Origin of the sequence: Pseudomonas sputi, assembly GCF_021603585.1 — a bacterium.
Lineage (GTDB): Bacteria > Pseudomonadota > Gammaproteobacteria > Pseudomonadales > Pseudomonadaceae > Aquipseudomonas > Aquipseudomonas sputi.
Window position 1 is genome coordinate 142839 of the sequence record NZ_BQHI01000002.1, and the last position, 26861, is coordinate 169699.

Consider the following 26861-nt stretch of genomic DNA (forward strand, 5'->3'; position numbering starts at 1 on the left):
GTGGCCACGGCGGCCCGTTTGAGGAGATAGCATGATTGTTCGTCCCGTACGCAGCAGCGATTTGTCCGCTCTGATCGACCTGGCCCGCAGCACCGGCACCGGCCTGACCACCTTGCCGGCCAACGAAGAGCGCCTGACCCACCGGGTCGGCTGGGCCGAGAAGACCTTTCGCGGTGAAGCCGGCCGTGGCGACGCGGACTACCTGTTCGTGCTCGAAGACGACAACGGTCGCGTGGTGGGGATTTCCGCCATCGCCGGCGCCGTCGGTCTGCGTGAGCCGTGGTACAACTTCCGCGTCGGCCTGACCGTCAGCGCCTCGCAGGAACTGAACATCTATCGCGAGATCCCGACGCTGTTCCTGGCCAACGACCTGACCGGCAACTCCGAGCTGTGCTCGCTGTTCCTGCACGCCGATTACCGCACCGGCCTCAACGGCCGCATGCTGTCCAAGGCGCGGATGCTGTTCATCGCCGAATTCCCGGAGTTGTTCGGCAACAAGATCATTGCCGAGATGCGCGGTGTTTCCGATGAAGCCGGTCGTTCACCGTTCTGGGAAAGCCTGGGCCGGCACTTCTTCAAGATGGAATTCAGCCAGGCCGATTACCTGACCGGCGTCGGCAACAAGGCATTCATCGCTGAACTGATGCCGAAATTCCCGCTGTACACCTGCTTCCTGTCGCCGGACGCGCGCAACGTCATCGGCCAGGTGCACCCGGACACTGAGCCTGCGCTGGCGATGCTCAAGAGCGAAGGCTTCAGCTATCAGGGTTACGTCGACATCTTTGACGCAGGTCCCGCCATCGAGTGCGAGACCAGCAAGATCCGCGCGGTGCGTGACAGCGAGGCGCTGGTGCTGGCCATCGGCACGCCGGGCGACGACGCCACGCCGTTCATCATCCATAACCGCAAACGCGAAGATTGCCGCATCACGGCGGCGCCGGCCCGTCTGGCTGCCGGCACCCTGGTGGTCGATCCGCTGACCGCCAAACGTCTTCAACTCAACGCTGGCGATCAGGTGCGCGCCGTGGCGTTGTCTGCTGCCCGGGAGTCGAAATAATGAATTCGCTATACATCGCAGGTGAGTGGCTGGCCGGTCAGGGCGAGGCCTTTCAATCGCTGAATCCGGTGACCCAGCAAGTGCTGTGGTCGGGGGAGGGCGCCACCGCCGCTCAGGTCGAGTCGGCCGTGCAGGCTGCGCGTCAGGCGTTCCCGGGCTGGGCCCGTCGCACGCTGGAAGAACGCATCAGCGTGCTCGAAGCGTTCGCCGCTGCGCTGAAAAACCATGCCGACGAACTGGCCCGCACCATCGGTGAGGAAACCGGTAAACCGCTGTGGGAAGCCGCGACGGAAGTCACCAGCATGGTCAACAAGATCGCGATCTCGGTGCAGAGCTACCGCGAACGTACCGGCGAAAAGAGCGGCCCGCTGGGCGACGCCACCGCCGTGTTGCGCCACAAGCCGCACGGTGTGGTCGCCGTGTTCGGCCCTTACAACTTCCCGGGCCATTTGCCGAACGGCCACATCGTGCCGGCGCTGCTGGCCGGCAATAGCGTGCTGTTCAAGCCAAGCGAGCTGACCCCGAAAGTCGCCGAGCTGACGGTCAAGTGCTGGATCGAAGCCGGTCTGCCGGCCGGCGTGCTGAACCTGCTGCAAGGCGCCCGGGAAACCGGGATTGCCCTGGCGGCGAACCCGGGTATCGACGGTCTGTTCTTCACTGGTTCCAGCCGTACCGGCAATCACCTGCACCAGCAGTTCGCCGGTCGTCCGGACAAGATTCTTGCGCTGGAAATGGGCGGCAACAACCCGCTGGTGGTCGATCAGGTCGCTGACCTCGACGCGGCGGTGTACACGATCATTCAGTCGGCGTTCATTTCTGCCGGTCAGCGTTGCACCTGCGCCCGGCGTCTGCTGGTGCCGCAAGGCGCGTGGGGCGACAGCCTGCTCAAGCGTCTGGTGGAAGTCAGCTCGACCCTCGAGGTCGGCGCGTTCGATCAGCAGCCGGCACCGTTCATGGGCTCGGTGGTTTCCCTTGGCGCGGCGAAAGCGTTGATGGATGCCCAGGCGCATCTGCTGGCCAACGGCGCAGTGTCGCTGCTGGCGATGACTCAGCCGCAGCCGCAGTCGGCGCTGCTGACCCCGGGCATCGTTGATGTGACGGCGGTTGCCGATCGCTCCGACGAAGAACTGTTCGGTCCGCTGCTGCAGGTGATCCGCTACGCCGATTTCGCGGCGGCGATTGCCGAAGCCAACGACACCGCGTTTGGCCTGGCCGCTGGCTTGCTGTCGGATTCCGAAGAGCGCTACCAGCAGTTCTGGCTGGAAAGCCGTGCCGGGATCGTCAACTGGAACAAGCAGCTGACCGGTGCTGCGAGCAGCGCACCGTTCGGCGGTGTCGGCGCTTCGGGCAACCACCGCGCCAGCGCCTACTACGCGGCGGATTACTGCGCGTACCCGGTGGCCTCGCTGGAAACCCCGAGCCTGGTGTTGCCGGCGGCCCTGACGCCTGGCGTGAAGATGGCGTGATGCCCATTCGCAAGCAAGCTCGCCCCCGCAAGGGCGATGAGATCCCTGTGGGAGCGAGCTTGCTCGCGAAGGCCGCGACTCGGTCTTATTGAATTGTTACCCGATGCCTATAACAACAGATTCTCGTGGAGCCTCGCTGATGAAATCCTATGAAGTCAATTTTGACGGTCTAGTGGGGCCGACCCATAACTACGGTGGTCTGTCCTACGGCAACGTTGCGTCCCAGAGCAACAGCCAGCAATCCTCGAACCCGAAGGAAGCGGCGCTGCAAGGCCTGGCGAAAATGAAAGCGCTGATGGAAATGGGCTTTCAGCAGGGCGTGCTCGCACCGCAGGAGCGTCCGGACGTGGCAGCCTTGCGCCGTCTGGGTTTCAGCGGCACCGACGCCCAGGTGATCGAGCGCGCCGCCAAAGAAGCGATGCCGCTGCTGGTCGCCAGTTGCTCGGCGTCAAGCATGTGGGTGGCCAACGCCGCCACGGTCAGCCCGAGCGCCGATACCGCTGACGGTCGCGTGCATTTCACCGCCGCCAACCTGAACTGCAAATACCACCGCAGCATCGAGCACCCGACCACCAGCCGTGTACTGGGCGCGATGTTCGCCAACCAGCAACACTTCGCTCACCACGCCGCATTGCCGGCGGTGGCGCAGTTCGGCGACGAAGGTGCGGCCAACCACACACGTTTCTGCCGTGAGTACGGCGAGGCCGGCGTCGAGTTCTTTGTGTTCGGTCGCAGTGCGTTCGACACCCGTTACCCGGCGCCGCAGAAATACCCGGCGCGCCAGACTCTCGAAGCGTCGCAAGCGGTCGCTCGTCTGCACGGCCTGCGTGACGACGGCGTGGTCTATGCACAGCAGAATCCTGCCGTGATCGATCAGGGCGTGTTCCACAACGACGTGATCGCGGTGGGCAACGGCGAGGTGCTGTTCTATCACGAGGACGCGTTCCTCGACACCGATCAGATGCTGGCCGAACTGCAAGCCAAACTGGCCAAGGTCGGGGGCAAGTTCCAGTCGGTCTGCGTGCCGCGTTCGGCAGTCACCGTCGACGACGCGGTGCGTTCTTACCTGTTCAACAGCCAGCTGCTGTCGCGCCCTGACGGTTCGATGCTGCTGATCGTGCCGGAAGAGTGCCGTGGCAACGAGCGCGTGTGGAATTACCTGCAAGGCCTGACCAGCTCCGGCGGCCTGATCCGCGAAGTGAAAGTCTTCGACCTCAAGCAAAGCATGCAGAACGGTGGTGGCCCGGCGTGCCTGCGACTGCGCGTCGCGCTCAACGAAACCGAGCTGGCGGCCGTCAACCCAGGGGTTATCATGACCGCCCCGTTGTACGGTTCGTTGACCGCATGGGTTGAAAAGCACTACCGCGACCGCCTGACCGAAAGCGATCTGGCGGATCCGCAGTTGCTGCTTGAATGCCGGACGGCACTGGATGAACTGACGCAAATCCTTAAACTGGGCGCGGTTTATCCATTCCAGATCAATTGATGACCGGTGCGCCGCCTCATCGCGGCGCGCGGTTCCATCTCCCCAAGAGAGCGTAAAACATGAGCGATTCCCTGCAGCTGATCCTTGAAGACACTGACGGCACGCAACTGCAAACTTCCTGCACCCGCGTCGCGGTCATGTGGCAAGGTAAAGAGCTGTGGATCCAGCAGGACGGCCGCGGCCAACTGTTGATCGGCGTGGACGTCGAAGAGGGCGACGAAGAGTACGCCAACCTGCTGTTGCGCCCATTGGCGACTAATCTGGTAAGTCTGCAACTGGAGATGGAACCGGCTGACCTCGGCGACGATGACGGCCACGTGCACGGCCCGGACTGCAATCACGACCACTAAGGAAACCGCTCTATGCTCGCCCTCGGCAAACTGCTTGAACTGACCCTCGCCGGCCGCGAACCGGCGGAGAAGACTCAACTGACTGTCGAAGGCGTGTGCATGCGCTGGTTGAGCGAGGGTGCGCTGGAAGTCCGGCCACCCGAAGCGCGTGACAATGGCCTGGACCTGCTGCTGTCGGCAGGCATCCACGGCAACGAAACGGCACCGATCGAATTGCTCGACCGGCTGCTGCATGGCATCGCCCGCGGCGACCTGAAGCCGCGCTCACGCATTCTGTTCCTGTTCGGCAACCCGGAAGCGATTCGCAAGGGCGAGCGTTTCGTCGAGCAGGACGTCAATCGGCTGTTCAACGGCCGTCACGAACAAAGCAGCGGTTCCGAAGCCCTGCGCGCCTGCGAGCTGGAACGCCTGGCGGCGAGTTTCTTCAGCCTGCCTGATCGTCAGCGCCTGCACTACGACCTGCACACGGCGATTCGCGGTTCGAAGATCGAGCAGTTCGCCCTGTATCCGTGGAAGGAAGGTCGCCAGCATTCCCGTCTTGAGCTGGCACGTCTGCGCGCCGCGGGCATGGAAGCGGTGCTGTTGCAGAACAAACCGTCGATCGTGTTCAGCGCCTACACCTATGACAAGCTGGGTGCCGAGTCCTTTACCCTGGAACTGGGCAAGGCGCGGCCGTTCGGCCAGAACGCCGGGGTCAATGTGTCGCTGCTGGAAACCCGCCTGAAGCAGATCATCGAAGGCACCGAGCCGGAGATGGCCGGGCAGGGCCTGGACGGTCTGCAACTGTTCAGCGTCGCCCGGGAAATCATCAAGCACAGCGATGCGTTCCGCCTGAATCTGCCGGCGGACATCGAAAACTTTTCCGAGCTGGATGTGGGTTATGTGTTGGCCGAAGACCTGGCCAATACCCGCTGGATCATCGAAGAGCAGGGCGCGCGGATCATTTTCCCCAACCCCAAGGTCAAGAATGGCCTGCGTGCGGGCATTTTGATCGTGCCGGCCACTGACGAAAATCTCGCCTGAAACTGAATCTCCCCCACGCAGCACGCGGGGGAGATCGTTATTGCATCAGACCGCTACAGCACGTGGCTCGGTGCGGCGCAACGCTCGCACTTTCTGCAACGTATCGGCGCAGGTCTTCGCCGCCTCCTGACCCTTGTGCACGAAATGCTCGAAGAAGAACTTCTGGTGCTCTTCGCCGGCATGGAAGTGGTGCGGGGTCAGCGACACCGAGAACACCGGCACTTCGGTTTCCAGCTGAACCTGCATCAGGCCACTGACCACTGACTGGGCGACGAACTCGTGACGGTAGATCCCGCCGTCCACCACCAGAGCAGCGGCAACGATGCCGGCATAACGCCCGGTCTTGGCCAGCAGCTTGGCGTGCAGAGGCATTTCAAAGGCGCCGCCGACTTCGAAGAAATCGATGTCCGATTCCTGATAACCCTGGGCGATCATTTCGGCGAGGAAGCCTTTACGGCTCTGGTCGACGATTTCCTTGTGCCAGCAGGCCTGGATGAACGCGACGCGCTCGCCGTGAGTGTGTTTGCTTTTGCTGTCGATAGCGGTGGGTTGCATGTTCTGACTCCTGTTTGTGTGAAAAACAGGGCGTTATGAATCGAAAGGGATTCAAGGGTACGCACGCTCGCGCGAACACGGCGGACGGCCCTTTGGCGTTAATCCCGTTCTCTCTTCATCCGGACTGTGACCGTCGGCCCCGGAATCACACCGGGTCTGCTGACCTTGCCGTCGTTCACGGTTGTTGCCGTGTCCGTCACCAAGCGCTCGCGGGCTATGCGCATTGCGCGCAATTACCGCCGGTGGGGAATTGCACCCCGCCCTGAGAACGTTTCGCCGCCCTTTATCGGGCGGCGCAGGGTTTTTAACACAGATTTCCAGACCGTGCATTGCGCCTTTGTGATGATTGCCATCGGATTTTTCGAAGCGCGAAAACGACTTTTCCTTGCGCAAGGGTTGATTAATCCGCGCCATGCCCGCAGTAATTCGTCTTCGAAAAGGGATTTCCCCTGCTGACCAGAGGCCAGGTTCATGAGCGTTATCGATCTTCGCAGCGACACCGTTACCCAACCGACTCCCGCCATGCTCGACGCGATGACCCGCGCCGACACCGGTGATGACGTGTATGGCGAAGATCCGACGGTCAATCGTCTGGAAACCGAACTGGCAAAACGGCTGGGTTTTGCCGCCGCGCTGTTCGTCCCGACCGGCACCATGAGCAACCTGCTGGGCTTGATGGCGCACTGCGAGCGCGGTGACGAATACATCGTCGGTCAACAGGCGCACACCTATAAGTACGAGGGTGGTGGCGCAGCGGTGCTCGGTTCGATCCAGCCGCAACCGCTGGAAGTGCAGGCCGACGGCTCGCTGGACCTGGATCAGGTGGCAGCGGCGATCAAACCAGACGATTTCCACTTTGCCCGCACCCGTCTGCTGGCGCTGGAAAACACCATGCAGGGCAAAGTGCTGCCGCTGGACTATCTGGCCCGGGCCCGCCAGTTCACTCAGAACAATGGCCTCCAGCTGCATCTGGACGGCGCGCGGCTGTACAACGCGGCGGTCAGGCTCGGGGTCGATGCCTGGGAAATCACCCAATATTTCGATTCGGTCTCGGTGTGCCTGTCCAAAGGCCTCGGCGCGCCGGTCGGGTCGGTGCTGTGCGGTTCGTCAGCGTTGATTGCAAAGGCCCGGCGTCTGCGCAAAATGGTCGGTGGCGGCATGCGTCAGGCTGGATTGCTGGCGGCGGCCGGACTGTATGCGCTGGATCACAACGTCGAACGTCTGGCGGATGACCATGCCAACGCGCAGTTGCTGGCCGAGGGCCTGCGCGAGGCCGGGTTCAGTGTCGAGCCGGTGCAGACCAACATGGTTTACGTGCAGATGGGGGATCGTGCTCAGGCGATCAAGGCATTTGCCGCCGAGCGTGGAATCAAGTTGAGCGCTGCCGCCCGTCTGCGCATGGTCACGCACATGGACGTCAATCGCTCGCAAATCGAGCAAGTGATCGCGACATTCGTCGAGTTTTCGCGCAAGTGACAGCGTTAGCGTCCCAATTGACCGTTTCTATCGTATAAACACGCTGTACCCCGCGCGCAGGGCCGATATAATGCGGCCCTTTGCCGTCGTTTCGTCTGTTGACGTTTCGTAGGCCTTTGGCCGCAGCCTCCGTGGAAGAACCTAATGAAAAGCGCAGAAATCCGTGAAGCCTTCCTTCGCTTCTTCGAAGAGCAAGGCCACACCCGTGTAGCCTCCAGCTCTTTGATTCCGGGCAACGACCCAACCCTGCTGTTCACCAACGCGGGGATGAACCAGTTCAAGGACTGCTTCCTGGGCCAGGAAAAGCGCGCGTACACCCGCGCCGTCTCCAGCCAGAAATGCGTGCGCGCCGGCGGCAAGCACAACGACCTGGAAAACGTCGGTTACACCGCCCGTCACCACACCTTTTTCGAAATGCTGGGTAACTTCAGCTTCGGCGATTACTTCAAGCGTGATGCCATCACCTACGCCTGGAACTTCCTGACCTCCGAAAAGTGGCTGAACCTGCCGAAGGAAAAACTGTGGGTCACCGTCTACGCCAGTGATGACGAGGCCTACGACATCTGGACCAAGGAAGTCGGTGTGCCGGCCGAGCGCATGGTGCGCATCGGCGACAACAAGGGTGCGCCTTACGCCTCCGACAACTTCTGGACCATGGGCGATACCGGCCCGTGCGGTCCTTGCACCGAGATTTTCTACGATCACGGTGCCGATATCTGGGGCGGCCCACCGGGTTCGCCGGAAGAAGACGGCGACCGTTACATCGAAATCTGGAACAACGTATTCATGCAGTTCAACCGCACCGCCGATGGCGTGTTGCACCCGCTGCCAGCCCCGTCGGTGGACACCGGCATGGGGCTTGAGCGGATCAGTGCCGTGCTGCAGCACGTTCACTCGAACTATGAAATCGACCTGTTCCAGAGCCTGCTGGCCGCATCGGCCAAGGCCATCGGCTGCAGCAACGACAATCAGGCTTCCCTGAAAGTCGTGGCTGACCACATCCGTTCCTGCGGCTTCCTGATTGCCGACGGCGTGCTGCCGTCCAACGAAGGTCGCGGTTATGTACTGCGCCGGATCATCCGTCGCGCCTGCCGTCACGGCAACAAGCTGGGCGCCAAGGGCAGCTTCTTCTACCAGATCGTTGCCGCACTCGTGGCCGAGATGGGCGAAGCCTTCCCGGAGCTGAAATCCCAGCAGGCACACATCGAGCGCGTACTGAAAGCCGAAGAAGAGCAATTCGCCAAGACCCTGGAGCAGGGTCTGAAAATCCTCGAGCAGGATCTGGCGGAACTCAAAGGCGACGTGGTGCCGGGCGACGTAGTGTTCAAACTCTACGATACCTACGGTTTCCCGATGGACCTGACCGCAGACATCGCTCGCGAGCGCAGCCTGACCATCGACGAAGCCGGTTTCGAGCGTGAAATGGAAGCCCAGCGCGTCCGTGCACGTTCCGCCAGCTCGTTCGGCCTGGACTACAACAGCCTGGTCAAGGTTGACGTCGACACCGAATTCACCGGTTATCACGCCACCAGCGGCTCGGCGAAAGTCGTTGCGCTCTATAAAGATGGCCAGTCCGTGGATGTCTTGAGCGAAGGGCAGGAAGGCGTTGTGGTACTGAACCAGACGCCGTTCTACGCCGAATCCGGCGGCCAGGTCGGCGATTGCGGTTACCTGCAGGTCGGCGACAGCCGTTTCGACGTGCGCGACACCACCAAGACCGGCGGCGCGTTCCTGCACCACGGTGTCCTGGCGTCGGGCAGCCTGATCGTTGGCGCACCGGTGGAAACCCACGTCGAAGCCGACGTGCGTCACGCCACCTCACTGAACCACTCGGCCACTCACTTGCTGCACGCTGCACTGCGCAAAGTGCTGGGCGATCACGTTCAGCAGAAGGGCTCGCTGGTCGACAGTCAGCGCCTGCGTTTCGACTTCAGCCACTTTGAAGCGATCAAGCCGGAGCAACTGAAAGCGCTGGAAGACATCGTCAACGCCGAGATCCGTAAGAACTCCGCAGTTGAAACCGAAGAAACCGACATCGAAACCGCCAAGCAGAAAGGCGCGATGGCGCTGTTCGGCGAGAAGTACGGCGACAACGTGCGCGTGCTGAGCATGGGCGGCGATTTCTCCGTCGAGCTGTGCGGCGGTATCCACGCCAACCGTACCGGCGACATCGGCCTGTTGAAAATCATCAGCGAAGGCGGTGTGGCATCGGGTGTGCGTCGTATCGAAGCAGTCACCGGCGCTGCGGCGCTGGCTTACTTGAACGCTGCTGAAGAACAACTCAAGGAAGCGGCGAGCCTGGTCAAGGGCAGCCGCGACAACCTGATCGACAAGCTGTCGGCGGTGCTGGAACGCAACCGTGCGCTTGAAAAGCAACTCGAGCAGTTGCAGGCCAAGGCTGCCGCCGCTGCGGGCGACGATCTGTCGGCCTCGGCCGTGGACGTCAAAGGCGTGAAGGTGCTGGCCGTGCGTCTGGATGGTCAGGACGGCAAGGCGCTGCTGGCGCTGGTCGATCAGCTGAAAAACAAACTCGGCCGCGCAGTGATCCTGCTCGGCAGTGTCCATGAGGAAAAGGTCGTACTGGTCGCAGGCGTGACCAAGGACCTGACTGGCCAACTCAAAGCCGGTGATTTGATGAAACAGGCTGCTGCGGCAGTGGGCGGGAAGGGCGGTGGTCGTCCGGACATGGCGCAGGGCGGCGGTGTCGACGCCGGCGCACTGGATGGCGCACTGGCGCTGACCGTTCCATTCGTCGAGCAGGGTTTATAAGACGGCCCGTCGGGCCCGCAGTCTAGTGGCGGGCCCGGCGGCTGTTCGAGTGATTATTGGGCGCCCTTCATGGGCAGAGGCGGCTTTGAAATGGCTTTGATCGTACAGAAATTTGGAGGCACCTCGGTCGGCACTGTCGAGAGAATCGAGCAGGTCGCCGACAAGGTTAAGAAATTCCGCGATGCTGGCGATGACCTGGTGGTTGTGCTGTCTGCAATGAGCGGCGAGACCAACCGTCTGATCGATCTGGCCAAGCAAATCAGTGGCGAAGATCAACCGGTTCCCCGTGAACTGGACGTGATTGTTTCCACCGGTGAGCAGGTGACGATCGCCCTGTTGGCCATGGCGCTGATCAAGCGCGGTGTGCCGGCGGTGTCGTACACCGGCAATCAGGTGCGGATCCTGACGGACAGCGCGCACAATAAAGCGCGTATCTTGCAGATTGATGACCAGAAGATTCGCGGTGACCTGAAAGCCGGTCGCGTGGTTGTGGTCGCCGGTTTCCAGGGTGTCGACGAGCACGGCAACATCACGACCCTGGGTCGTGGCGGCTCCGACACCACCGGCGTGGCGCTGGCCGCTGCGCTGAAGGCTGATGAGTGCCAGATCTACACCGACGTCGATGGTGTCTACACCACTGACCCGCGTGTGGTATCGGTCGCCCAGCGTCTGGACAAGATCACCTTCGAAGAGATGCTGGAAATGGCCAGCCTCGGTTCCAAGGTGCTGCAGATCCGCGCGGTAGAATTTGCCGGCAAGTACAACGTTCCGCTGCGCGTACTGCACAGCTTCAAGGAGGGTCCGGGCACCCTCATTACTATTGATGAAGAGGAAACCATGGAACAGCCGATCATTTCCGGCATCGCTTTCAACCGCGATGAAGCCAAGCTGACCATCCGTGGCGTGCCAGACACCCCGGGCGTGGCGTTCAAGATTCTTGGCCCGATCAGTGCCGCGAACATCGAAGTCGACATGATCGTGCAGAACGTCGCGCACGATAACACCACCGACTTCACCTTCACCGTTCACCGCAACGACTACCAGTCCGCGCAAACCGTGCTGGAAAACACCGCTCGCGAGATCGGTGCCCGTGAAGTGGTGGGCGACACCAAGATCGCCAAGGTCTCGATCGTCGGCGTCGGCATGCGTTCCCACGCAGGCGTGGCCAGCCGTATGTTCGAATCCCTGGCAAAGGAAAGCATCAACATCCAGATGATCTCGACCTCGGAAATCAAGGTTTCCGTGGTGATCGAAGAGAAGTACCTGGAACTGGCCGTGCGCGCCCTGCACACGGCTTTCGAACTCGACGCTCCGGCCCGTCAGGGCGAGTGATGCGTTGTCTGAAGGGCGCGGTCTGACCGCGCCCTTTATTTTTGAATGGCGCGAGCCCCTGAACTGTTCTTTTGCTCGCGCTGGTCAATACTCAGGCATGTAGGGCTACGATCGCTCCGGTTGTAGGTCGGGTGCCTTTTTTTTGCAGACTGTTGTCCCTGAAATGATTCGCGTGAGGAGAAAGGTATGCTGATTCTGACTCGTCGGTGCGCAGAAAGCCTGATTATCGGTGATGGCGAAATCACTGTGACCGTGCTCGGCGTCAAAGGAAATCAAGTGCGTATCGGCGTCAACGCCCCGAAAGAGGTGGCCGTGCACCGTGAAGAAATCTATCTGCGTATAAAGAAAGAGAAGGACGAAGAACCAAGCCATTAATTTTTATCGATTTTTATGTTTGCAAACGGGGAAGAAGGTGGTTAATATACGCCCCGTGTTGCGGAGAGCTGGCCGAGTGGCCGAAGGCGCTCCCCTGCTAAGGGAGTACACCTCAAAAGGGTGTCGGGGGTTCGAATCCCCCGTTCTCCGCCATTATTTGCTTAGTACGTTGTAATCTGGCTTTTTCTATAAGTTGTTGAATTTATTAGAAAAAGTGGTTGGAATAGAGATTAGACGGGCTATAATGCGGCGCAACAAATGCACTCGTAGCTCAGCTGGATAGAGTACTCGGCTACGAACCGAGCGGTCACAGGTTCGAATCCTGTCGAGTGCACCATTTAAGAGTCAATTGCAGCGATGTAAATGACTCGGCTTCAACCAGTTGTGATCTGGTCAAAAAACACAAAATGCACTCGTAGCTCAGCTGGATAGAGTACTCGGCTACGAACCGAGCGGTCACAGGTTCGAATCCTGTCGAGTGCACCATTTAAGAGTTAGCTGCAGTAATGCAGATGACTTGGTTACAGCCAGTTGTGGTCTGGTCTAAAAACACAATTGCACTCGTAGCTCAGCTGGATAGAGTACTCGGCTACGAACCGAGCGGTCACAGGTTCGAATCCTGTCGAGTGCACCATATACCGAAAAGCCCGCGTTTAACGCGGGCTTTTTGCTGTCCGGGATTTGGCTTTTCCTGTCACGCATCCTTTCTCATCAAAATCGATTTGAGCACTGCGCCCTCGCTTGAGGTCGTAACGATAACTGGTTGCCGAATTGCGGATGCTCACCTTGTCGGGTTTGCCCAAAGCGCTTTCAACATCTTGTTGGCTCATGCCGGCGATGATTCGCTGATTGATGATTGCCTCGCGCTTCTGTCGTGCGTCGATCAAGTCTCCGCATTTGTCCTGGGTGCGCCCGACCACAGCCATTTCTCGCTTTCTGATATTCATACCGGATATTTCTTCGTGCCGGGCTTCGGGTATCAGTGCGACGGTCGAGCCGGGTAAATAGGGGCGTACTTCCTGCAATGAAAGGTGTTCATCGTTCGCGCAGCTCAGGGTCGTGAACGTGACGCTGCTATCAGAAGCTTCGCAGCGATGAAGTGTCGTTGCACCCACGATGGTGGGCAGGCAGAGCAGGGTGGTCAGCATGAATCGGGATGTGTTCGATGGCATTCGGCGTCCTCCGTGACGGTCATCCTGAAGCGTAGTCGGCAGTTTTTTCACCGTCGGTGTGTTTTCTTTTCAGGATGAGTCGTCGCAGTGTGAAGGATCAGGACGGCGCTCAGCTTTGTCTCGCAAGCGCTTGTTTCAGCCACGATTTTTTAACGTTTAAAACCGTCAGGCGGTGTATCATTGCGCCCGTCAGCCCCGCCGGGGCTTATGGAAAACCTCCATGGACTTACCCAGTAGTTATTCAGTAACCCGTTTCACCAATCATGAATTGACTGATTGATCCTTCCGGCGTGCCCCGCTGCTGGGAGTGGAGTTCGCCTATGTCCGAAATCGAAGTAAAGAAAACACAGGAAAGCCTGCAGGATCGCCTGGCTCAGGTCGTCGAGTTGCTGCAGCGCCAGCGGGTTGTCGAAGACCTGACTCATCGCCAGGAAGGCCCGCATCATGACCGGGTCGAGAGCCTGGTCCACCGGCAAAATCTCGTCGAGTTGCAGCGCAAGCTCGATGATCTGCACTCCGCCGACGTCGCCTATATTCTTGAAGCCCTGCCGCTGGATGATCGTCTGACGCTCTGGCAACTGGTCAAGGCTGATCGCGACGGCGACATTCTTCTCGAAGTATCCGATTCCGTCCGTGAAACGCTGATCGCCGACATGGACGATCACGAGCTCCTGGCTGCGGCCAAGGACATGGATGCCGACGAACTTGCTGACCTGGCCTCCGAGCTGCCGCGAGACGTCGTCCATGAGCTGATGGAGACCCTGGATCAGCAGCAACGCGAGCGTGTGCGATCGGCGCTCTCCTATGACGAGGAGCAGGTCGGTGCGCTGATGGACTTCGAGATGGTGACCATCCGTGAGGATGTCAGTCTTGAAGTGGTTCTGCGTTACCTGCGCCGCCTCAAAGAGCTGCCGGGCCATACCGATAAACTGTTCGTGGTCGACTACGACGGCGTGCTCAAGGGCGTGCTGCCGATCAAGCGTTTGTTGGTCAATGATCCGGAGAAGCAGGTTTCCGAAGTCATGGCCAGTGACCCGGTGAGTTTTCACCCGGACGAAGACGCCTACGACGCCGCTCAGGCCTTCGAACGTTACGACTTGATCTCTGCCCCGGTGGTCGACAAGAACGGCAAGCTGATCGGCCGTCTGACCATCGACGAAATGGTCGACCTGATTCGTGAGGAGAGCGAAAGCGAAGTCCTCAACATGGCGGGTCTGCGTGAAGAGGAAGACATTTTCGCTTCGGTCTGGAAATCCCTGCGCAACCGCTGGGCGTGGCTGGCGATCAATCTGATCACGGCGTTCGTCGCATCGCGGGTGATCGGCCTGTTCGAAGGTTCGATCGAGAAGCTGGTGGCCCTGGCGGCGCTGATGCCGATCGTGGCGGGCATCGGTGGCAACTCCGGCAATCAGACGATCACCATGATCGTTCGCGCCATGGCGCTCGACCAGGTCAGCACCGGCAATACCTCGCGCTTGATGCGCAAAGAGCTGGCCGTCGCGTTGATCAATGGCCTGGTCTGGGGCGGGGTGATCGGGGTGGTCGCTTACTTGCTTTATGGCAGCTGGTCGCTGGGCGTGGTCATGACCGCCGCCATGACGTTGAACCTGCTGCTGGCAGCGTTGATGGGAGTGTTGATCCCGATGACCCTGGCGAAGATGGGGCGCGACCCGGCGATGGGCGCCAGCGTGATGATTACAGCCATGACCGACAGTGGTGGCTTCTTTATCTTCCTGGGGTTGGCGACGATCTTCCTGCTCTGACCGACAGCATTGAAACAGCCCGCCGATTGGCGGGCTTTTTTCATCCTTGGCAAACCCGAATTGCGGGCAAAAAAAAGCCAGCATTCATGCTGGCTTGAGGTGTTCGGTTTGGCTCAGGATGCGTCTGCGGCCATTTCGGCGTCGTGGGCGATCAGAGAAACCAGCGCGTTCTGTTGGCGATGGGAGAGCTGGCGGAAGCGTTGCAGCAGTTCGCGTTCGTGCAGCGACAGCTCGGGGCTGTCCAGGCGCATGCTCAGCTCTTCGCCCAGTGCACCTTCCTGAATAAGACTCTGCTCAAGGCGCGCAATGATCTCGGAGTTCATGCTGCGATGATGATTGCGAGCCACCTCGGCAATGCGTTCACGCATTCCGTCTGGCAGACGTACGACGAACTTGTCAGCCGTACGGCTGGAATAAATTGCCTGTTTCAATGGGCGCATATATTTAACCGGTTAGTTCAGGGGAGCGGTTCTCGGGATTGGCCGCAGGATGTGTTCTAGGACAAGCATCCGCGCCAAATGGTTCAACCTGAATTGTTAAGAGGCGCGCATCATGCCTCAAAATTGCCAGATCATTGGCGTCAATTCTGTGACAAATATTGATCCGGGTAAAGGCGTAATGCCAGCACCAATTATCAGAAATGCGGACTGGTTTGAAAAGAAAGCATCGGCCCGTATCGCTGACCGCGTCCTGAAGCACGTCGACTGATGCCCGAAGACTCCTGAACGTGCATGCTATGCGGGTTGAATCGTTGTTCCTTACCTTGTACAGGATAGTGGCAAATGGCCGATTTACTAGGGGCAAATGCCTGCCGGAGGGCGTTTTCAGGATGGATGGCAGGCTGATTTACCTCATGGGACCTTCTGGCTCCGGCAAGGACAGTCTCATCGAGGCTGCGCGTGAACACTTGCGGGCGCTGAACTGCGAAGTCATGCGCCGGGTCATTACCCGTTCGGCCGAATCCGTGGGCGAGGATGCGATCGGTGTGACGCCGCAGGAGTTCGAGCACTGCCAGCGCGCAGGAAAGTTTTCGCTGGCGTGGGAGGCCAACGGTCTCGCCTACGGGATTCCGGTGGAAATGGATCAATGGTTGAAAGCCGGTAGACACGTCCTGGTGAACGGCTCTCGGGCGAACCTGAGGCAAGCGCTGGAAAGCTACCCGACCCTGGTGCCGGTGTTGCTGACGGTGCGAGATAACGTCTTGCGTGAGCGCCTGCTCCGGCGTGGCCGGGAGACGCGTGAGCAGGTCGATGCGAGGCTGGCCCGCAACGCGCTCTTCAAGGACAGGCGTTCAACTGACAGCCCTGTGCATCTGATCGACAATTCGGGTGACCTCGCGGATGCGGTCAATCATCTGCTGGAGCTGGTCAGGTTCAGCGCAATACCGGATCAAACTTGATCTTGCGCCCCGCCACCAGCGCCAACACGAACATCACCGAAAACACGCCGCACCCGATCAGGGGCAGGGATATTTCGCTTTCCTCGAACAGCGAGAAATGCCCGAGGCCACTCAATAAGGCGAGGATCAGAAATCCTGCAGCTGACTTGGACATGCTGTACTCCTGAAGATATTTCAAAAAACCAGACGTTCAGTCGAATTCGCCGGCAACGCTTGTTCAGACTCGCTGACCGCTTGCGGGGCGAAGCTCTGGTCGCTCAACACCGCCCATTGCGGCGCCTTCTGCACTTGCAGGTAATGCGGCATGCGCGCGGCCACTCTCTCGTTGTCCTCGGGGACGAAGTGAAAGCCCACCAGGGCGGCCAGTGCGATTGCGTTTGCGAACACGAGGGCGCTGTTCATGAGACGAGTCTCCGATTGTTCTTGTATAAGAACCGATAAAGCAGCCGTCGTGCCAATAGTCTAACCGCTGTTAAGTCCTTTAAAAACAAGCATTTAGAATGGCTTTTCGAAGAGGGGGCATTGCATTCTGCAATGATGGCTTTTTCGCGATGGTGCAAATTGCACGGTAAAACGTCCGGCACTCTTGCAGGGCGCCTGCCTACACTTAAAAAGCCCTGCGGACGACATGACAAAACAGGGCCCTGCCGTTAACATGCACGCCGTCTGTCGCACCGACAGTCCTGTGTCCCAGTAGCTCAATTGGATAGAGCATCCCCCTCCTAAGGGGAAGGTTGGCAGTTCGAACCTGCCCTGGGACACCATATAAATCAAGGCCTTTAGCGATTTAAGCTCTCACCGTAAAAACCCCGTGGGTGCAGAGTGGGTGCAAATGGATTGCTTCAGGCATTAAAAAGCCCCGCTCAGGTAAAGGCCTGTCGGGGCTTTTTTGTATCGGACATCGATTCGTGAATTAAGGGATTTTCACGGATATCCCTGAGTTAGGTCCGGGAGGAACGCCCAAAGCCGGCTCTACGCCTGGAGAGTTACGAATATCCTCAAGTAACTGCTCGGGTGCAAATCTTCTTCCTATCACCGCCTCTGACTCTGGACGGGGCGCCGATGAGTGCTTTGCGCGATAAGCTACCAGCTCGGGGATTTGTTCTTCGATTGCCTTGAGACACAAGCCTCGGACGAAGTAGCGGTTGAATTCGCCTTCTGCGAGGGTTTCCGGTGCGTTATGTGGGACTTGTGCCAACGTGAACCCACCTTTTGGCTTGGCTCTCTGCTCTTGGCTTTTCATCAGCCGACGAGCTCTTATTTGATCAGCTAGCCAGTCATCCGAATGATTAGCTGCGGCCACTTTCAGCAGTTCTGGCCAGGCTTGCACTCCCTCCTCAGTCAGGCGCTTGCTAGTAAAAAGCCTATCCGTGCGAATGTCCGCTTCAATCTCTTGGACCATATGCTCGCGTGAGCGAGCATCGATATCCCTGTACTCAAGACCCATAGTTGTTCTCCCTCGGCCAATGACAGGCCAATTGCGTGCTGTCCGCTCCTGCGTTCGATACGCGCGGAACCATTGACGCTAGCACTTTGATGGCATTGGTCAAATTTGGCCAAGATAAGTGGTCGTTCAACGTTCCGATGAATCTCTAATTCGGAGAACTGTAGTGGTGGAGCAATTGGCGTGTCTCGCTGTTGCTCTGATTCCCAAGCCGGCAGCAAGCAACTCCTTCACTCGTTTGTGCAAATCGATGTCGACTGGGCGGCCTTGGTACTTGCCAGCCGCCTTCGCCTTCTTGATGCCCTGAGCCTGACGCTCGCGGCGCTGCTCGTAATCCTTGCGGGCGATGGCGGCCATCATTTCCACCAGCATCGAGTTAATGGCGCCCAGCATCCGCCCGGTGAATTCGTCGCCCTTGGTGTCCTGCATCCCCTGATGGCTCGTTGGCAGATCGAGCGCGACAATGCGCAGCCCCTTGGAGTCGATCGCAGTCTTGAGCTTCTGCCAATCCTCCACAGGAAGGCGTGAGAGGCGGTCTATCGACTCCACCAACAAGACGTCACCCTTGCGCGCATCTTTGAGCAGGCGCAACAGCTCAGGCCGATCTGCCGAGGCGCCGCTGGCGTTCTCCAAGTACACGCTCGCTATCACCTTGTTGTGGTCGGTGGCGAATTGCTCGAGCGATGCCCGGGCGCGGCCGGCGTCCTGCTCTTCGGTCGATGCTCGGAGGTATGCGCGGATGAACATGATGTGCTGTCCGTATCAGTTAGGGTGTTCTACTAATACTGTTGCACTATGAGTGTCACTTATTAAGTGGAATGCGCAAATAAACGCGAATTTACGCGTATCAGCTCAGGCATACGCAAAAACTATGCTCGGAACCTAAGCTTCGATCTTGGATACTACCTGTGCCTTTTGCAGGCCTTGGCGGGCCGGCGTTGAACTTTGTAACTGGGGGGAGTGATGGAGCGAAAATTAACAGGATTGTTTCTCGGCGCGGGAGCCTCCTATAACGTCAGTATGCCTCTTGTTTGGGAGCTTACGGCAGAGCTAAAAAACTGGTTAACAGTTGAAAAGCTAAAGCGCTTTAATGCCGGTTGGAAAGAGGAGGGTGGTGGTCATGCGGACGAAGTTATAGAGGATTTTATATCTGTCTTGGCAAGGGACGATTTGCACTATGAAAGCATTCTAGGCTACCTGGAAGTTCAGTCTAGAAGGCAGCGATCCTTATCTTCTGATTATCACTCGCTGTACGCATGGCTTGTACAGATGATTTATTACACGCTTTACTTTAAGCACGTCAAGGGCGCTGATTTTATTGTTAGAAATTTGGAATTCTATCGGGGGGTTGTGCACCTGTACGAAGAAAATACGCCTTTATGGGTTTTTTCGCTAAATCACGATTCGATCATTGAAATGATAGCAAAGAAATTTTCTATTCCTCTGTTCTCAGGGTTGAATTCCAGCGATATGAAGTTGCCTCGCCGAAATGGTGAGGGGGAAATAATAGGGTACATAAAAGTCGAGACTATCGATCAGCAGACGCTTGATCATGGCGCGATGAATTTTCCAAATCCTGGTGAGAAGGGAATTTACTTATTGAAACTTCATGGCGCTCTTGATTTGTTCGCATTCAACGATGGGAATGATTTGTTGAAGCTAGTCCCTGACGAGGAAACGCCAGAGGCCGTGATCTCTGTTCTGAAGGCTGCGAATGAGGAACTGGTTTACCTTGCGCCAGGCGCTCCAGGGGGGATAGCGAGAGCTTTAAATGAAATCGCCTATGCGGATTCAGATGGCGAAATGCAGTTCTTACGCCGGAGTTTGCTTTCCGGTGCTCGTAAGTTTCATGAGCATGGCTCTCAGGTCCTGCCAAAATCAATGCTGAATCACTTTAGATCGAATATAAATTTTTTAACTAACTTGGTTTGCGTTGGTTATGGGTTCGGTGATCATCATGTAAATGAGGTGATTAAAGGATGGCTGGAGTTTTCGTCAAAAAGATCGATAGATATTGTGAGCCCTGGTATCGCGCAGGTGCCTTCTTTTTTGCTGCATGTCGCGCCTCAGGTTCGGATTATCGACTCTGGTGCTGTAGAGTATTTTGACTCTATAGCTGGTATCGAAAGAACGCCGCTTGAACTTATGTCAAAAGAAATTGCCGCTGCTAGTCGTAAGGTTGGTCCTCAGCGAAGCGCTCAAATTCTTGAGGATTTTCGCCTAGCTGAGGAGCGCCGAACTGACGAGGCGGTAGCTCATGCGCTGGAAATTTATCACAGTATGGAAAACTGCAACGAACAGGATGTTGAAAAGCTAGTAGAGCGCTTGAGAAGTGAAATAGGTTTATCTGATAAAGATTATTTCAGTCGGCTCCTTGCTCTTTTTAATGCTGATAAATGTACTTAATAATTGGGGGGCAGCTTAAATTTTGTCTTCAGCATGTATAGAGGCCGAGATAATAATCCCGCCCCACCTGCGTACGCCGATGCAGATCGCGACCGGGTTGCCGCTGGCGGTAGTGTTCTTGGCGCCGCCGAATGCATAGGACGGGGCGTTCTCATGAGATGTGCTTTGCTTCAGGCCAGTAGCCTGAGGACTTAGCATCTGGATGACGCCCCCCGCTGCAAGCGCGATACCTGGTGCCAGGGTCGCGCCATTCGTTACGGAGCTCATAGCAATCAAAACAACTCCGAGCACAGTTTGAAATAGGCCCGCGCGTTTGCTGCCGGCGATCACTGGGACGATCCGGATCTCTTGAGCTCCACCCAGCTTCAATTCCTTCTCGCCGATGTTCTTCCGATTCCGGAACACGGCGAACTCTAGACCCTTCTCCACAACACTCGCCGCCTTTGTGCAGTCCATTGCGCTCGCCAGTGCCTGCTGAAAAAACAGCAACGCACAGGCCGACACGATGTAGCGTCCCTTGATGTACACGATGAATCCTTTGCCGTTGGAAGGTGAGAACCGCCGCGCAGGTTAATCCCTGCGCAACGAATCTTGAACCCCGGCTTCAAGAGAACCGCTGATCCGGCCGATAACCCGTTCGGTGACTACAGAGTCGCGCGAAATCGCTTGATAGCATTTGGCCGGCGGCTATCATCTGCGCGCCTGGAAATGGTCCATCTTCTTCAATTGCCTGGAAATCCTCGATGCTGTCGTATCACCAAAAGAGTTTTCTGATCGTCGATGATTTCTCGGATTTCCGCAGTTCCGTGCGTTCGATGTTGCGCGAGTTGGGCGTCAAGGATGTGGACACCGCCGACACCGGTGAGCAGGCGCTGAAAATGTGTGCGCAGAAGTCCTACGATTTCATCCTCCAGGACTTCCACCTCGGTGACGGCAAGAAGAACGGTCAGCAGGTGCTGGAAGACCTGATGATGGAGAAGCTGATCAGCCACGAAGCGGTGTTCGTGATGGTCACGGCCGAAACCAGTCAGGCGATGGTACTCAGTGCCCTGGAGCACGAGCCGGACGCGTACTTGACCAAGCCGTTCAACCGCTCCGGCCTGGCTCAGCGCCTGGAGCGTCTGGAGCAGCGCAAGACCCTGCTCAAGCCGATTTTGCAAGCCCTCGACCGCGGCAAACCGGTCGAGGTGCTCAACGCCTGCATCGCCCTGTGCAAGCAGGACATCCGTTATTCGCCGCTGTGCCTGCGCTATCGCGCCGATGCGTTGCGCGACATGAACCAGAACGAAGCGCTTGAGCGCCTTTACGACAGCATCATCGCCGACCGGCCGTTGCCGTGGGCGTTTGCCGGCTTGGGCAAGTTGCTGTTCAAGCGCGGTCAGGTCAGTCAGGCCAAGGGCGTGTACGAAAAAGCCCTGAAAGTCTTCCCGATGATGCCGGCGCTGTATGACGGCATGGCTGATGTGCTGGTCGCCGAAGGCGACACCAAAGGCGCGCAGCAGGTGCTGGAGGAAGCGATTCGCCTGTCGCCGCTGGCCGTGCGCCGTCAGGCGTTGCTGGGCAAGCTGGCGATGGCCAACGAAGATTTCGACACCGCTTCCCGGGCTTATCGCCAGGCGGTGAATCAGGGCGCGCAATCGCGGTTCAAGGATCCGGAAAGCAATCTGGGCCTGGCCCACGCGCTGATCAGCAAGGGCAGCGAGCGCGGGCTCGATACCCGTACGCGGCTGGAGATCAACACCACACTGAGTGCAGTGGCGAAAGAAAACCCGACCGATCCGGGCCTGCAGATTCGCGCGCGTCTGATGAAGGCTACAAGTCTGTTGCTCAACGATGCCGAGACCGCCGAAAAGCTCACCGAACAAGCGCTGATGCGCCTGGACGGCATGGAGCAGTTCATGAGCCCTGAGGCCGCGTTGCTGGTCGCCAAGCAATTGCAGATGCTCGGCCAGGCAGAGGCGGGCACGTCGATGCTCAAGAGCTGTGCGGAAATCTACGGCGATGACCCGACGGTGATGAAAGACATCGCCAAGCTCACCGATGACCCGACTATTCTCAGCTCCAGTAACGCCGCCGCCGACCTCAACCGGCAGGGCGTGCGCGTGTACAAGACCGGCAACCTGGTGGAGGCCCGCGAGGTGTTCCGCAAGGCGCTGAAGATGCAACCGAAGAACATCAGTATTGCGCTGAACATGGCTCAGTCGCTGCTGCACGGCACCGACACCAATGTGCCGTCGGCGGAGCTGGAAGAATGTCGGGCCTGCCTGAAACTGGTGGGCATGATGCCCGATACCGACGCGCGTTATCCGCGTTATCAGAAGCTGAAAAGCAAGGCGTTTGGCGAATGAACCAAGACGAGCAGGCACTGGATTTTTCCACGGTGATCGCCTCCACCGTGCACGACATGAAGAACTCTCTGGCGATGCTGATGCAGGCCCACAGCCAATGGCTGGCGCGCTTGCCCGAAGCGCAGCGCCAGGGGCCGGAGCAGGGCGTGATCGACTTCGAGTTCGCCCATCTCAACGGCATGCTGGTGCAGTTGCTCGGGCTGTACAAGCTCGGGGTCAATCAGATGCCGTTGCAACCGGCCTATCACGAGTTGGACGACTTCATCGAGGCGCAACTGGCGGCGCATCAGGACGTGTTCGCCAGCCGTGGCATCATCGCCACTTACGAAGTCGATCCGCTCAGTCCGCTGGGCTTCTTCGATCGTGAGCTGATCGCCTCGGTGCTGGGCAACTGCATCAACAACGCGATCCGCTACGCCCGTGAATCGCTGCTGATCACCGTCAGCGACGAAGCCGGGCAACTGGTGCTGAGCATCAATGACGACGGCGACGGTTACCCGGCCCAAATGCTTGAGCGCCAGTCCGATTATGTGCAGGGCATCAACCACAGCAGTGGCAGCACTGGCCTTGGTCTGTACTTCGCCGGGCGCATCGCTGCGCTGCATCAGCGCAACGGTGTAGGCGGACGTACCGAAATCCGTAATGGCGGCCCGTTGGGCGGTGGTGTGTTCAGTATTTACCTGCCCTGAATCACGGATTCATCGACCGGCATTCTTTTTGTTGGCCGCTGCTTGATATTCCGAACAGCCGAAGCCTATTTTGTCCGGGTCGCCGTTCGCGGCTCGCACAATAACAAGGATTGCGTCATGACAACCGATGGCCAGCGTTCACTCGCGCAGCGATTGACGGGCATTGATGAGATTGAATGTGTCACGCCGGATTTGAACGGCGTGCCACGGGGCAAGGTAATGACCGCCGAGGGCTTCCTCGAGGGGCGGCGTTTGCAGCTGGCCCGGGGGGTGCTGCTGCAATGCATCATGGGCGGTTATCCCGCCGCGAAGTTCTATGGCAGCGATGACGGCGATCTGGCGCTGGTGGCCGATCCTGCGCAGATCCATCCTTTGCCATGGAGCCAGGAACCGCGCGCTTTGGCCATCTGTGATGCCGACGAACTGACCGGCGAAAGCTCCAACCTGTCGACCCGTGGTCAGCTCAAGAAGGTCATTGCCCGCTACGCAGCCCTCGGTCTGGCGCCGGTGGTGGCGACCGAACTTGAATTCTTTGTGTTCGCGCCGAACACCGACCCGACCCAGCCGTTCCAGCCGCCAGTCGGTCTCGACGGCCGTCGCGAGGACGGTCATTCGGCGTTCAGCGTCAGCTCCAACAACGGTCTGCGGCCGTTCTTCAGTGAAGTCTATAAATGCATGGCGGCCCTTGGTCTGCCGCGCGACACCTTCATGCACGAAATGGGCGTCAGCCAGTTCGAGATCAACCTGCTGCACGGTGATCCGCTGTTGCTGGCCGACCAGACCTTCCTGTTCAAGCACCTGCTCAAGGAGGTCGCGCTCAAGCACGGTCTGACCGTGGTGTGCATGGCCAAGCCGCTGGCGCACACGCCGGGCAGTTCGATGCACATTCACCAGAGCATCGTCGAAATCGGCAGCGGCAAGAATGTGTTCAGCGACGCCGACGGTCAGCCGACCGCGATGTTCCGCCACTTCATTGGCGGGCAGCAGGCGGGCATGGCTGATTTCACCGCGCTGTTTGCGCCGAACGTCAATTCGTATCAGCGGCTGTGCCATCCGTTTGCATCGCCGAACAACGCCTGCTGGTCCCACGACAACCGCGCCGCCGGGTTGCGCATTCCGGCCAGTTCGCCGGTCGCGCGTCGGGTCGAGAACCGCTTGCCGGGGGCCGATGCCAACCCGTACCTGGCGATTGCCGCGAGCCTGGCCGCCGGCTTGTACGGCATCGAGCATGAACTCGAACCAAGCGAAGCGATTCAGGGCGAGTTCCAAGTGCCGGACAATCTTTCGCTGCCGTGTACCTTGCACGCGGCGCTCGAGCGTCTGAAACGCAGCCAGCTTGCAAAGGAACTGTTCGGCACGGAATTCATCGAAGGCTACATCGCTTCGAAGACCATGGAGTTGACCAGTTTCTTTGATGAAATCACTCCCTGGGAACGCCGTGTTCTAGCAGCCCAGGCCTGACGAAATGTCGCCGTCGGGCTATCGTTTGATAGCCCGATACTTACTGCAAGGAGCCGCTCGGAACGCCGATGCGCCAAATCTGGAAATCCTTTCGAGCGCTGTATTTCGCCTCGCTGATGATGTTGATCGGCTCGGGCCTTCTTTCTACTTATCTGGCTTTGCGTCTGGCTGCCGACGATGTCGACGGGTTGTGGGTCGGTGCGTTGATGGCGGCCAACTACTTCGGTCTGGTGCTGGGCGGCAAGATCGGTCACCGCCTGATTGCCCGGGTCGGGCATATCCGGGCCTACTCGGCGTGTGCCGGGATCGTCGGCGCGGCGGTGCTCGGTCATGGCTTGGTGGACTGGCTGCCGGCCTGGCTGGTGCTGCGGACCATCGTCGGCCTCGGCATGATGTGCCAGTACATGGTCATCGAGAGCTGGCTGAACGAGCAGGCCGACGCCAATCAGCGGGGACTGGTGTTCAGCGGCTACATGATCGCGTCGTATCTGGGGCTGGTGCTGGGTCAGCTGATTCTGGTCATGCACCCGGGTCTTGGTCTGGAACTGCTGATGCTGGTCGCGCTGTGCTTCGCTCTGTGTCTGGTGCCGGTGGCGCTGACCCGACGGATTCACCCGGCGCCGCTGCATCCGGCGCCGATGGAGCCGCGCTTCTTTATCAAGCGCGTGCCACAGTCGCTGAGCACGGTGCTCGGGGCAGGGCTGATCATCGGTTCGTTCTACGGCCTGGCGCCGCTGTATGCCTCGCAGCAGGGGCTGTCCACCGAACAGGTCGGTCTGTTCATGGGGAGCTGCATTTTTGCCGGGCTCGTGGTGCAGTGGCCGCTGGGGTGGTTGTCCGACCGCTATGACCGGGCGCTGCTGATCCGTTGCTTTGCGCTGTTCCTGGCGGTCGCTGCATTACCGCTGGCGATCCTGCCGCAAGTGCCGCTGGAGGTGCTGTTCGTGGTCGGCTTCCTCTGCTCGCTGGTGCAGTTTTGCCTGTACCCGCTGGCGGTAGCGTTCTCCAATGACCACGTCGAAGGCGAGCGTCGGGTGTCGCTGACGGCGATGTTGCTGGTGACTTACGGCGTGGGCGCCAGTGTCGGGCCGCTGGCGGCCGGCGTGCTGATGAAACTGTTCGGGCCGCAGAGCCTGTACGCGTTCTTCACCTTTTTCGCGTTGGTGCTGGTGTGGCGGATCCGGCCGAAAGCCGTGACCAATCTGCACCAGGTCGACGATGCGCCGCTGCATCACGTGGCGATGCCGGACAGCATGTCCAGTTCACCGCTGGTGGCGGCGCTTGACCCGCGGGTTGATGAGCAGGTGGTGCAGGAGCAGATGCAGAATCCGGTCGCTCCGGAGCCTGAACCTGAACCCGAGCCAGAACCTGTCGCACCAACCGATTCGACAATCGAAGGTGAGGGGCCGGACATCAGCCCCGCCAGGCCGTGATTCAGGCATAAAAAAACGGGCAGTCACCGCAGTGACTGCCCGTTTTTTCATGCCTGCCGATCAGAGGTCGTCTTTATCGAACCGACGCGCTTCGCGTTGCAGTTGGTAAACGAAGCGCTCGACGTTGCGCGCCGCCGGGCCGCTGATGTTGTGAAAGCGCAGGCCGGCGAAGGTGATGTTGAGTTTTTCTTCGAAGTGCAGGTAGCGCAATTCGACGGAGGCTGGTTGGTTGCCGAACAGCGGCGCGGCGATCAGCCGATCGTAGACCTGGCCCAGTTGCAGACGGTCGGTGATGTCGCCTTCGAAGCGCAGTTTGCAGCCGGTGGCCGAGATATCCAGCAGTTTGCCGCCGATAGGCGACTTGAGTTTTTCGCCACCCAGTTCGACGCTGACCAGGTCGGTCAGCTTCAGGGCGGCGCGGAAAGCATTGCGGCGCTGGTGATAAACCACTTCGGCGGGCAGGTCGCCGGTGTAGAAGCGATCGCCACTGGATTCTTCGATTTTAAGTGTGCCGTTGCATTCCCAGGCAATGCGCACACCGTCATGAAAACCTTCAACCTTGAATGGCTCGCCGGCGAGCAGAAAACGTTCGCCATCGCGCGGGATCATTTCATCCAGGGCAATCGTGGCGGTTTCCCGGTCAACCTTGATCAAGTAACTCTGGAAGCGCTGGCTGCGCTCGTGGAAGGTGATGATCAGTGGATCATGGCTTTCTTGCAGCTGGCGCAGGTTGCTGGAGATTTCCAGAGGTGTAGTGAGCACCTTTGGGGGCTGCGGAGCATCATCCGCGCTGAGGACGTTGGACACGTTAAATCAATCTCCAGACAAAATTTGACTACGGCTGGCCAGTATTTTGC

The 26861-nt window shown here is 58.9% G+C and carries 26 protein-coding genes, 5 tRNA genes and 1 riboswitch; of the genes, 21 read left to right on the forward strand and 10 right to left on the reverse strand.

Going from position 1 to position 26861, the window contains the following annotated elements; genetic code table 11:
• The first annotated feature begins 31 nt into the window (after nt 1–31).
• From astA to astE, 5 genes are all read left to right on the forward strand, one after another.
• Entirely contained in the window at nt 32–1057 is a 1026-nt protein-coding gene (gene astA / locus L6D81_RS03180; RefSeq protein ID WP_027612638.1) for an arginine N-succinyltransferase, read from the forward strand.
• Entirely contained in the window at nt 1054–2523 is a 1470-nt protein-coding gene (gene astD, locus L6D81_RS03185) for a succinylglutamate-semialdehyde dehydrogenase (RefSeq protein ID WP_236178103.1), read from the forward strand. The genes astA and astD overlap by 4 nt, the downstream gene beginning before the upstream one ends.
• 139 nt (nt 2524–2662) lie before the next feature.
• Nucleotides 2663–4009 carry an N-succinylarginine dihydrolase gene (gene astB, locus L6D81_RS03190; protein ID WP_064598800.1) on the forward strand — a complete coding sequence of 449 codons (1347 nt, stop codon included), beginning with the start codon at nt 2663–2665 and terminating at the stop codon, nt 4007–4009.
• Nucleotides 4010–4068: 59 nt separating this feature from the next.
• Nucleotides 4069–4359 (forward strand): hypothetical protein, encoded by a 291-nt coding sequence (locus tag L6D81_RS03195; protein WP_011335531.1) that lies wholly within the window; start codon nt 4069–4071, stop codon nt 4357–4359.
• A 12-nt stretch (nt 4360–4371) separates the two neighbouring features.
• Entirely contained in the window at nt 4372–5382 is a 1011-nt protein-coding gene (astE, locus tag L6D81_RS03200; RefSeq protein ID WP_236177875.1) for a succinylglutamate desuccinylase, read from the forward strand.
• Nucleotides 5383–5427: 45 nt separating this feature from the next.
• On the opposite strand, the gene L6D81_RS03205 is transcribed toward astE, so the two are convergent.
• Together L6D81_RS03205 and L6D81_RS03210 are read right to left on the reverse strand one after the other, a co-directional pair.
• Nucleotides 5428–5937, reverse strand: a complete 510-nt coding sequence (locus L6D81_RS03205; RefSeq protein ID WP_011335530.1) for a 6,7-dimethyl-8-ribityllumazine synthase — start codon at nt 5935–5937, stop codon at nt 5428–5430.
• Between the two features lie 102 nt (nt 5938–6039).
• Nucleotides 6040–6211: riboswitch (FMN riboswitch) on the reverse strand.
• Complete coding sequence (locus L6D81_RS03210) at nt 6171–6410, reverse strand: hypothetical protein (RefSeq protein WP_236177876.1); 240 nt, start codon at nt 6408–6410, stop codon at nt 6171–6173. (Overlaps the previous riboswitch by 41 nt.)
• Between L6D81_RS03210 and ltaE the strand changes: the two genes are divergently transcribed.
• The 8 genes from ltaE to L6D81_RS03250 all read left to right on the forward strand — a co-directional run bounded on the left by ltaE (nt 6409) and on the right by L6D81_RS03250 (nt 12523).
• Complete coding sequence (gene ltaE / locus L6D81_RS03215) at nt 6409–7413, forward strand: low-specificity L-threonine aldolase (protein ID WP_236177877.1); 1005 nt, start codon at nt 6409–6411, stop codon at nt 7411–7413. The genes L6D81_RS03210 and ltaE overlap by 2 nt on opposite strands.
• Before the next feature lie 144 nt (nt 7414–7557).
• The gene (alaS, locus tag L6D81_RS03220) at nt 7558–10182 is read left to right on the forward strand and encodes an alanine--tRNA ligase (RefSeq protein WP_236177878.1); all 2625 of its coding nucleotides are present in this window, start codon (nt 7558–7560) and stop codon (nt 10180–10182) included.
• Nucleotides 10183–10272: 90 nt separating this feature from the next.
• On the forward strand, nt 10273–11514 hold the full coding sequence (locus L6D81_RS03225) for an aspartate kinase (RefSeq protein WP_007951048.1): 1242 nt from the start codon (nt 10273–10275) through the stop codon (nt 11512–11514).
• A gap of 186 nt (nt 11515–11700) precedes the next feature.
• Entirely contained in the window at nt 11701–11889 is a 189-nt protein-coding gene (csrA, locus tag L6D81_RS03230; RefSeq protein WP_002554426.1) for a carbon storage regulator CsrA, read from the forward strand.
• Between the two features lie 62 nt (nt 11890–11951).
• Nucleotides 11952–12042, forward strand: a tRNA-Ser gene (locus L6D81_RS03235).
• Between the two features lie 107 nt (nt 12043–12149).
• Nucleotides 12150–12226 (forward strand) — tRNA-Arg (locus L6D81_RS03240).
• A gap of 72 nt (nt 12227–12298) precedes the next feature.
• A tRNA-Arg gene (locus L6D81_RS03245) sits at nt 12299–12375 on the forward strand.
• A gap of 71 nt (nt 12376–12446) precedes the next feature.
• Nucleotides 12447–12523: transfer RNA gene (locus L6D81_RS03250), tRNA-Arg, on the forward strand.
• Between the two features lie 19 nt (nt 12524–12542).
• Here L6D81_RS03250 and L6D81_RS03255 read toward each other — a convergent pair.
• Nucleotides 12543–13061 (reverse strand): cell envelope protein SmpA, encoded by a 519-nt coding sequence (locus tag L6D81_RS03255; protein WP_236177879.1) that lies wholly within the window; start codon nt 13059–13061, stop codon nt 12543–12545.
• A 320-nt stretch (nt 13062–13381) separates the two neighbouring features.
• On the opposite strand from L6D81_RS03255, the gene mgtE reads away from it, so the two are divergent.
• A complete protein-coding gene (gene mgtE / locus L6D81_RS03260; RefSeq protein WP_134023773.1) occupies nt 13382–14824 on the forward strand; it encodes a magnesium transporter in 1443 nt (480 codons plus the stop codon).
• 113 nt (nt 14825–14937) lie between these two features.
• Here the strand turns inward: mgtE and L6D81_RS03265 are convergent, their stop codons facing one another.
• Nucleotides 14938–15264: an Arc family DNA-binding protein gene (locus L6D81_RS03265; protein ID WP_003178899.1), complete on the reverse strand. Its 327-nt coding sequence runs from the start codon at nt 15262–15264 to the stop codon at nt 14938–14940.
• 389 nt (nt 15265–15653) lie between these two features.
• On the opposite strand from L6D81_RS03265, the gene phnN reads away from it, so the two are divergent.
• Nucleotides 15654–16223 (forward strand): phosphonate metabolism protein/1,5-bisphosphokinase (PRPP-forming) PhnN, encoded by a 570-nt coding sequence (gene phnN, locus L6D81_RS03270; RefSeq protein WP_236177880.1) that lies wholly within the window; start codon nt 15654–15656, stop codon nt 16221–16223.
• On the opposite strand, the gene L6D81_RS03275 is transcribed toward phnN, so the two are convergent.
• Together L6D81_RS03275 and L6D81_RS03280 are read right to left on the reverse strand one after the other, a co-directional pair.
• A complete protein-coding gene (locus L6D81_RS03275) occupies nt 16198–16377 on the reverse strand; it encodes a PA3371 family protein (protein ID WP_236177881.1) in 180 nt (59 codons plus the stop codon). The genes phnN and L6D81_RS03275 overlap by 26 nt on opposite strands.
• Before the next feature lie 20 nt (nt 16378–16397).
• Nucleotides 16398–16625, reverse strand: a complete 228-nt coding sequence (locus L6D81_RS03280) for a hypothetical protein (protein WP_236177882.1) — start codon at nt 16623–16625, stop codon at nt 16398–16400.
• A gap of 285 nt (nt 16626–16910) precedes the next feature.
• Here L6D81_RS03280 and L6D81_RS03285 point away from each other — a divergent pair.
• A tRNA-Arg gene (locus tag L6D81_RS03285) sits at nt 16911–16987 on the forward strand.
• 149 nt (nt 16988–17136) lie between these two features.
• Here L6D81_RS03285 and L6D81_RS03290 read toward each other — a convergent pair.
• Nucleotides 17137–17670 (reverse strand): hypothetical protein, encoded by a 534-nt coding sequence (locus tag L6D81_RS03290; RefSeq protein ID WP_236177883.1) that lies wholly within the window; start codon nt 17668–17670, stop codon nt 17137–17139.
• A gap of 126 nt (nt 17671–17796) precedes the next feature.
• Nucleotides 17797–18414, reverse strand: coding sequence for a recombinase family protein (locus L6D81_RS03295; protein WP_236177884.1), 618 nt, complete (start codon nt 18412–18414; stop codon nt 17797–17799).
• A 216-nt stretch (nt 18415–18630) separates the two neighbouring features.
• On the opposite strand from L6D81_RS03295, the gene L6D81_RS03300 reads away from it, so the two are divergent.
• Nucleotides 18631–20073, forward strand: coding sequence for a hypothetical protein (locus L6D81_RS03300; protein WP_236177885.1), 1443 nt, complete (start codon nt 18631–18633; stop codon nt 20071–20073).
• Between the two features lie 15 nt (nt 20074–20088).
• Here L6D81_RS03300 and L6D81_RS03305 read toward each other — a convergent pair whose 3' ends face one another.
• On the reverse strand, nt 20089–20541 hold the full coding sequence (locus L6D81_RS03305; RefSeq protein ID WP_236178104.1) for a tail assembly protein: 453 nt from the start codon (nt 20539–20541) through the stop codon (nt 20089–20091).
• A gap of 275 nt (nt 20542–20816) precedes the next feature.
• Between L6D81_RS03305 and L6D81_RS03310 the strand changes: the two genes are divergently transcribed.
• From L6D81_RS03310 to L6D81_RS03325, 4 genes are all read left to right on the forward strand, one after another.
• On the forward strand, nt 20817–22421 hold the full coding sequence (locus L6D81_RS03310) for a tetratricopeptide repeat-containing response regulator (protein WP_085745116.1): 1605 nt from the start codon (nt 20817–20819) through the stop codon (nt 22419–22421).
• A complete protein-coding gene (locus tag L6D81_RS03315; protein ID WP_236177886.1) occupies nt 22418–23110 on the forward strand; it encodes a sensor histidine kinase in 693 nt (230 codons plus the stop codon). Before L6D81_RS03310 ends, L6D81_RS03315 begins: the two co-directional genes overlap by 4 nt.
• Before the next feature lie 219 nt (nt 23111–23329).
• Nucleotides 23330–24571, forward strand: coding sequence for a glutamine synthetase family protein (locus tag L6D81_RS03320; RefSeq protein ID WP_236178105.1), 1242 nt, complete (start codon nt 23330–23332; stop codon nt 24569–24571).
• A 68-nt stretch (nt 24572–24639) separates the two neighbouring features.
• Nucleotides 24640–26004 carry an MFS transporter gene (locus L6D81_RS03325; protein ID WP_236177887.1) on the forward strand — a complete coding sequence of 455 codons (1365 nt, stop codon included), beginning with the start codon at nt 24640–24642 and terminating at the stop codon, nt 26002–26004.
• 60 nt (nt 26005–26064) lie between these two features.
• Here L6D81_RS03325 and L6D81_RS03330 read toward each other — a convergent pair whose 3' ends face one another.
• Entirely contained in the window at nt 26065–26811 is a 747-nt protein-coding gene (locus L6D81_RS03330; protein ID WP_236177888.1) for a flagellar brake protein, read from the reverse strand.
• Nucleotides 26812–26861: the final 50 nt, after the last annotated feature.

Bases quoted from the DNA above. Each gene is read 5' to 3' on its own strand.
- alaS (WP_236177878.1), top strand. From the start codon at position 7,558: ATGAAAAGCGCAGAAATCCGTGAAGCCTTCCTTCGCTTCTTCGAAGAG.
- ltaE (WP_236177877.1), top strand. From the start codon at position 6,409: ATGAGCGTTATCGATCTTCGCAGCGACACCGTTACCCAACCGACTCCC.
- L6D81_RS03210 (WP_236177876.1), bottom strand. From the start codon at position 6,410: ATGAACCTGGCCTCTGGTCAGCAGGGGAAATCCCTTTTCGAAGACGAA.
- L6D81_RS03265 (WP_003178899.1), bottom strand. From the start codon at position 15,264: ATGCGCCCATTGAAACAGGCAATTTATTCCAGCCGTACGGCTGACAAG.
- phnN (WP_236177880.1), top strand. From the start codon at position 15,654: ATGGATGGCAGGCTGATTTACCTCATGGGACCTTCTGGCTCCGGCAAG.
- L6D81_RS03310 (WP_085745116.1), top strand. From the start codon at position 20,817: ATGCTGTCGTATCACCAAAAGAGTTTTCTGATCGTCGATGATTTCTCG.
- L6D81_RS03255 (WP_236177879.1), bottom strand. From the start codon at position 13,061: ATGCCATCGAACACATCCCGATTCATGCTGACCACCCTGCTCTGCCTG.
- L6D81_RS03300 (WP_236177885.1), top strand. From the start codon at position 18,631: ATGGAGCGAAAATTAACAGGATTGTTTCTCGGCGCGGGAGCCTCCTAT.
- L6D81_RS03315 (WP_236177886.1), top strand. From the start codon at position 22,418: ATGAACCAAGACGAGCAGGCACTGGATTTTTCCACGGTGATCGCCTCC.
- astA (WP_027612638.1), top strand. From the start codon at position 32: ATGATTGTTCGTCCCGTACGCAGCAGCGATTTGTCCGCTCTGATCGAC.
- L6D81_RS03295 (WP_236177884.1), bottom strand. From the start codon at position 18,414: ATGTTCATCCGCGCATACCTCCGAGCATCGACCGAAGAGCAGGACGCC.
- mgtE (WP_134023773.1), top strand. From the start codon at position 13,382: ATGTCCGAAATCGAAGTAAAGAAAACACAGGAAAGCCTGCAGGATCGC.
- astB (WP_064598800.1), top strand. From the start codon at position 2,663: ATGAAATCCTATGAAGTCAATTTTGACGGTCTAGTGGGGCCGACCCAT.
- astE (WP_236177875.1), top strand. From the start codon at position 4,372: ATGCTCGCCCTCGGCAAACTGCTTGAACTGACCCTCGCCGGCCGCGAA.
- csrA (WP_002554426.1), top strand. From the start codon at position 11,701: ATGCTGATTCTGACTCGTCGGTGCGCAGAAAGCCTGATTATCGGTGAT.
- L6D81_RS03325 (WP_236177887.1), top strand. From the start codon at position 24,640: ATGCGCCAAATCTGGAAATCCTTTCGAGCGCTGTATTTCGCCTCGCTG.
- L6D81_RS03290 (WP_236177883.1), bottom strand. From the start codon at position 17,670: ATGGGTCTTGAGTACAGGGATATCGATGCTCGCTCACGCGAGCATATG.
- L6D81_RS03205 (WP_011335530.1), bottom strand. From the start codon at position 5,937: ATGCAACCCACCGCTATCGACAGCAAAAGCAAACACACTCACGGCGAG.
- L6D81_RS03225 (WP_007951048.1), top strand. From the start codon at position 10,273: ATGGCTTTGATCGTACAGAAATTTGGAGGCACCTCGGTCGGCACTGTC.
- L6D81_RS03320 (WP_236178105.1), top strand. From the start codon at position 23,330: ATGACCGCCGAGGGCTTCCTCGAGGGGCGGCGTTTGCAGCTGGCCCGG.
- L6D81_RS03275 (WP_236177881.1), bottom strand. From the start codon at position 16,377: ATGTCCAAGTCAGCTGCAGGATTTCTGATCCTCGCCTTATTGAGTGGC.
- L6D81_RS03280 (WP_236177882.1), bottom strand. From the start codon at position 16,625: ATGAACAGCGCCCTCGTGTTCGCAAACGCAATCGCACTGGCCGCCCTG.
- L6D81_RS03195 (WP_011335531.1), top strand. From the start codon at position 4,069: ATGAGCGATTCCCTGCAGCTGATCCTTGAAGACACTGACGGCACGCAA.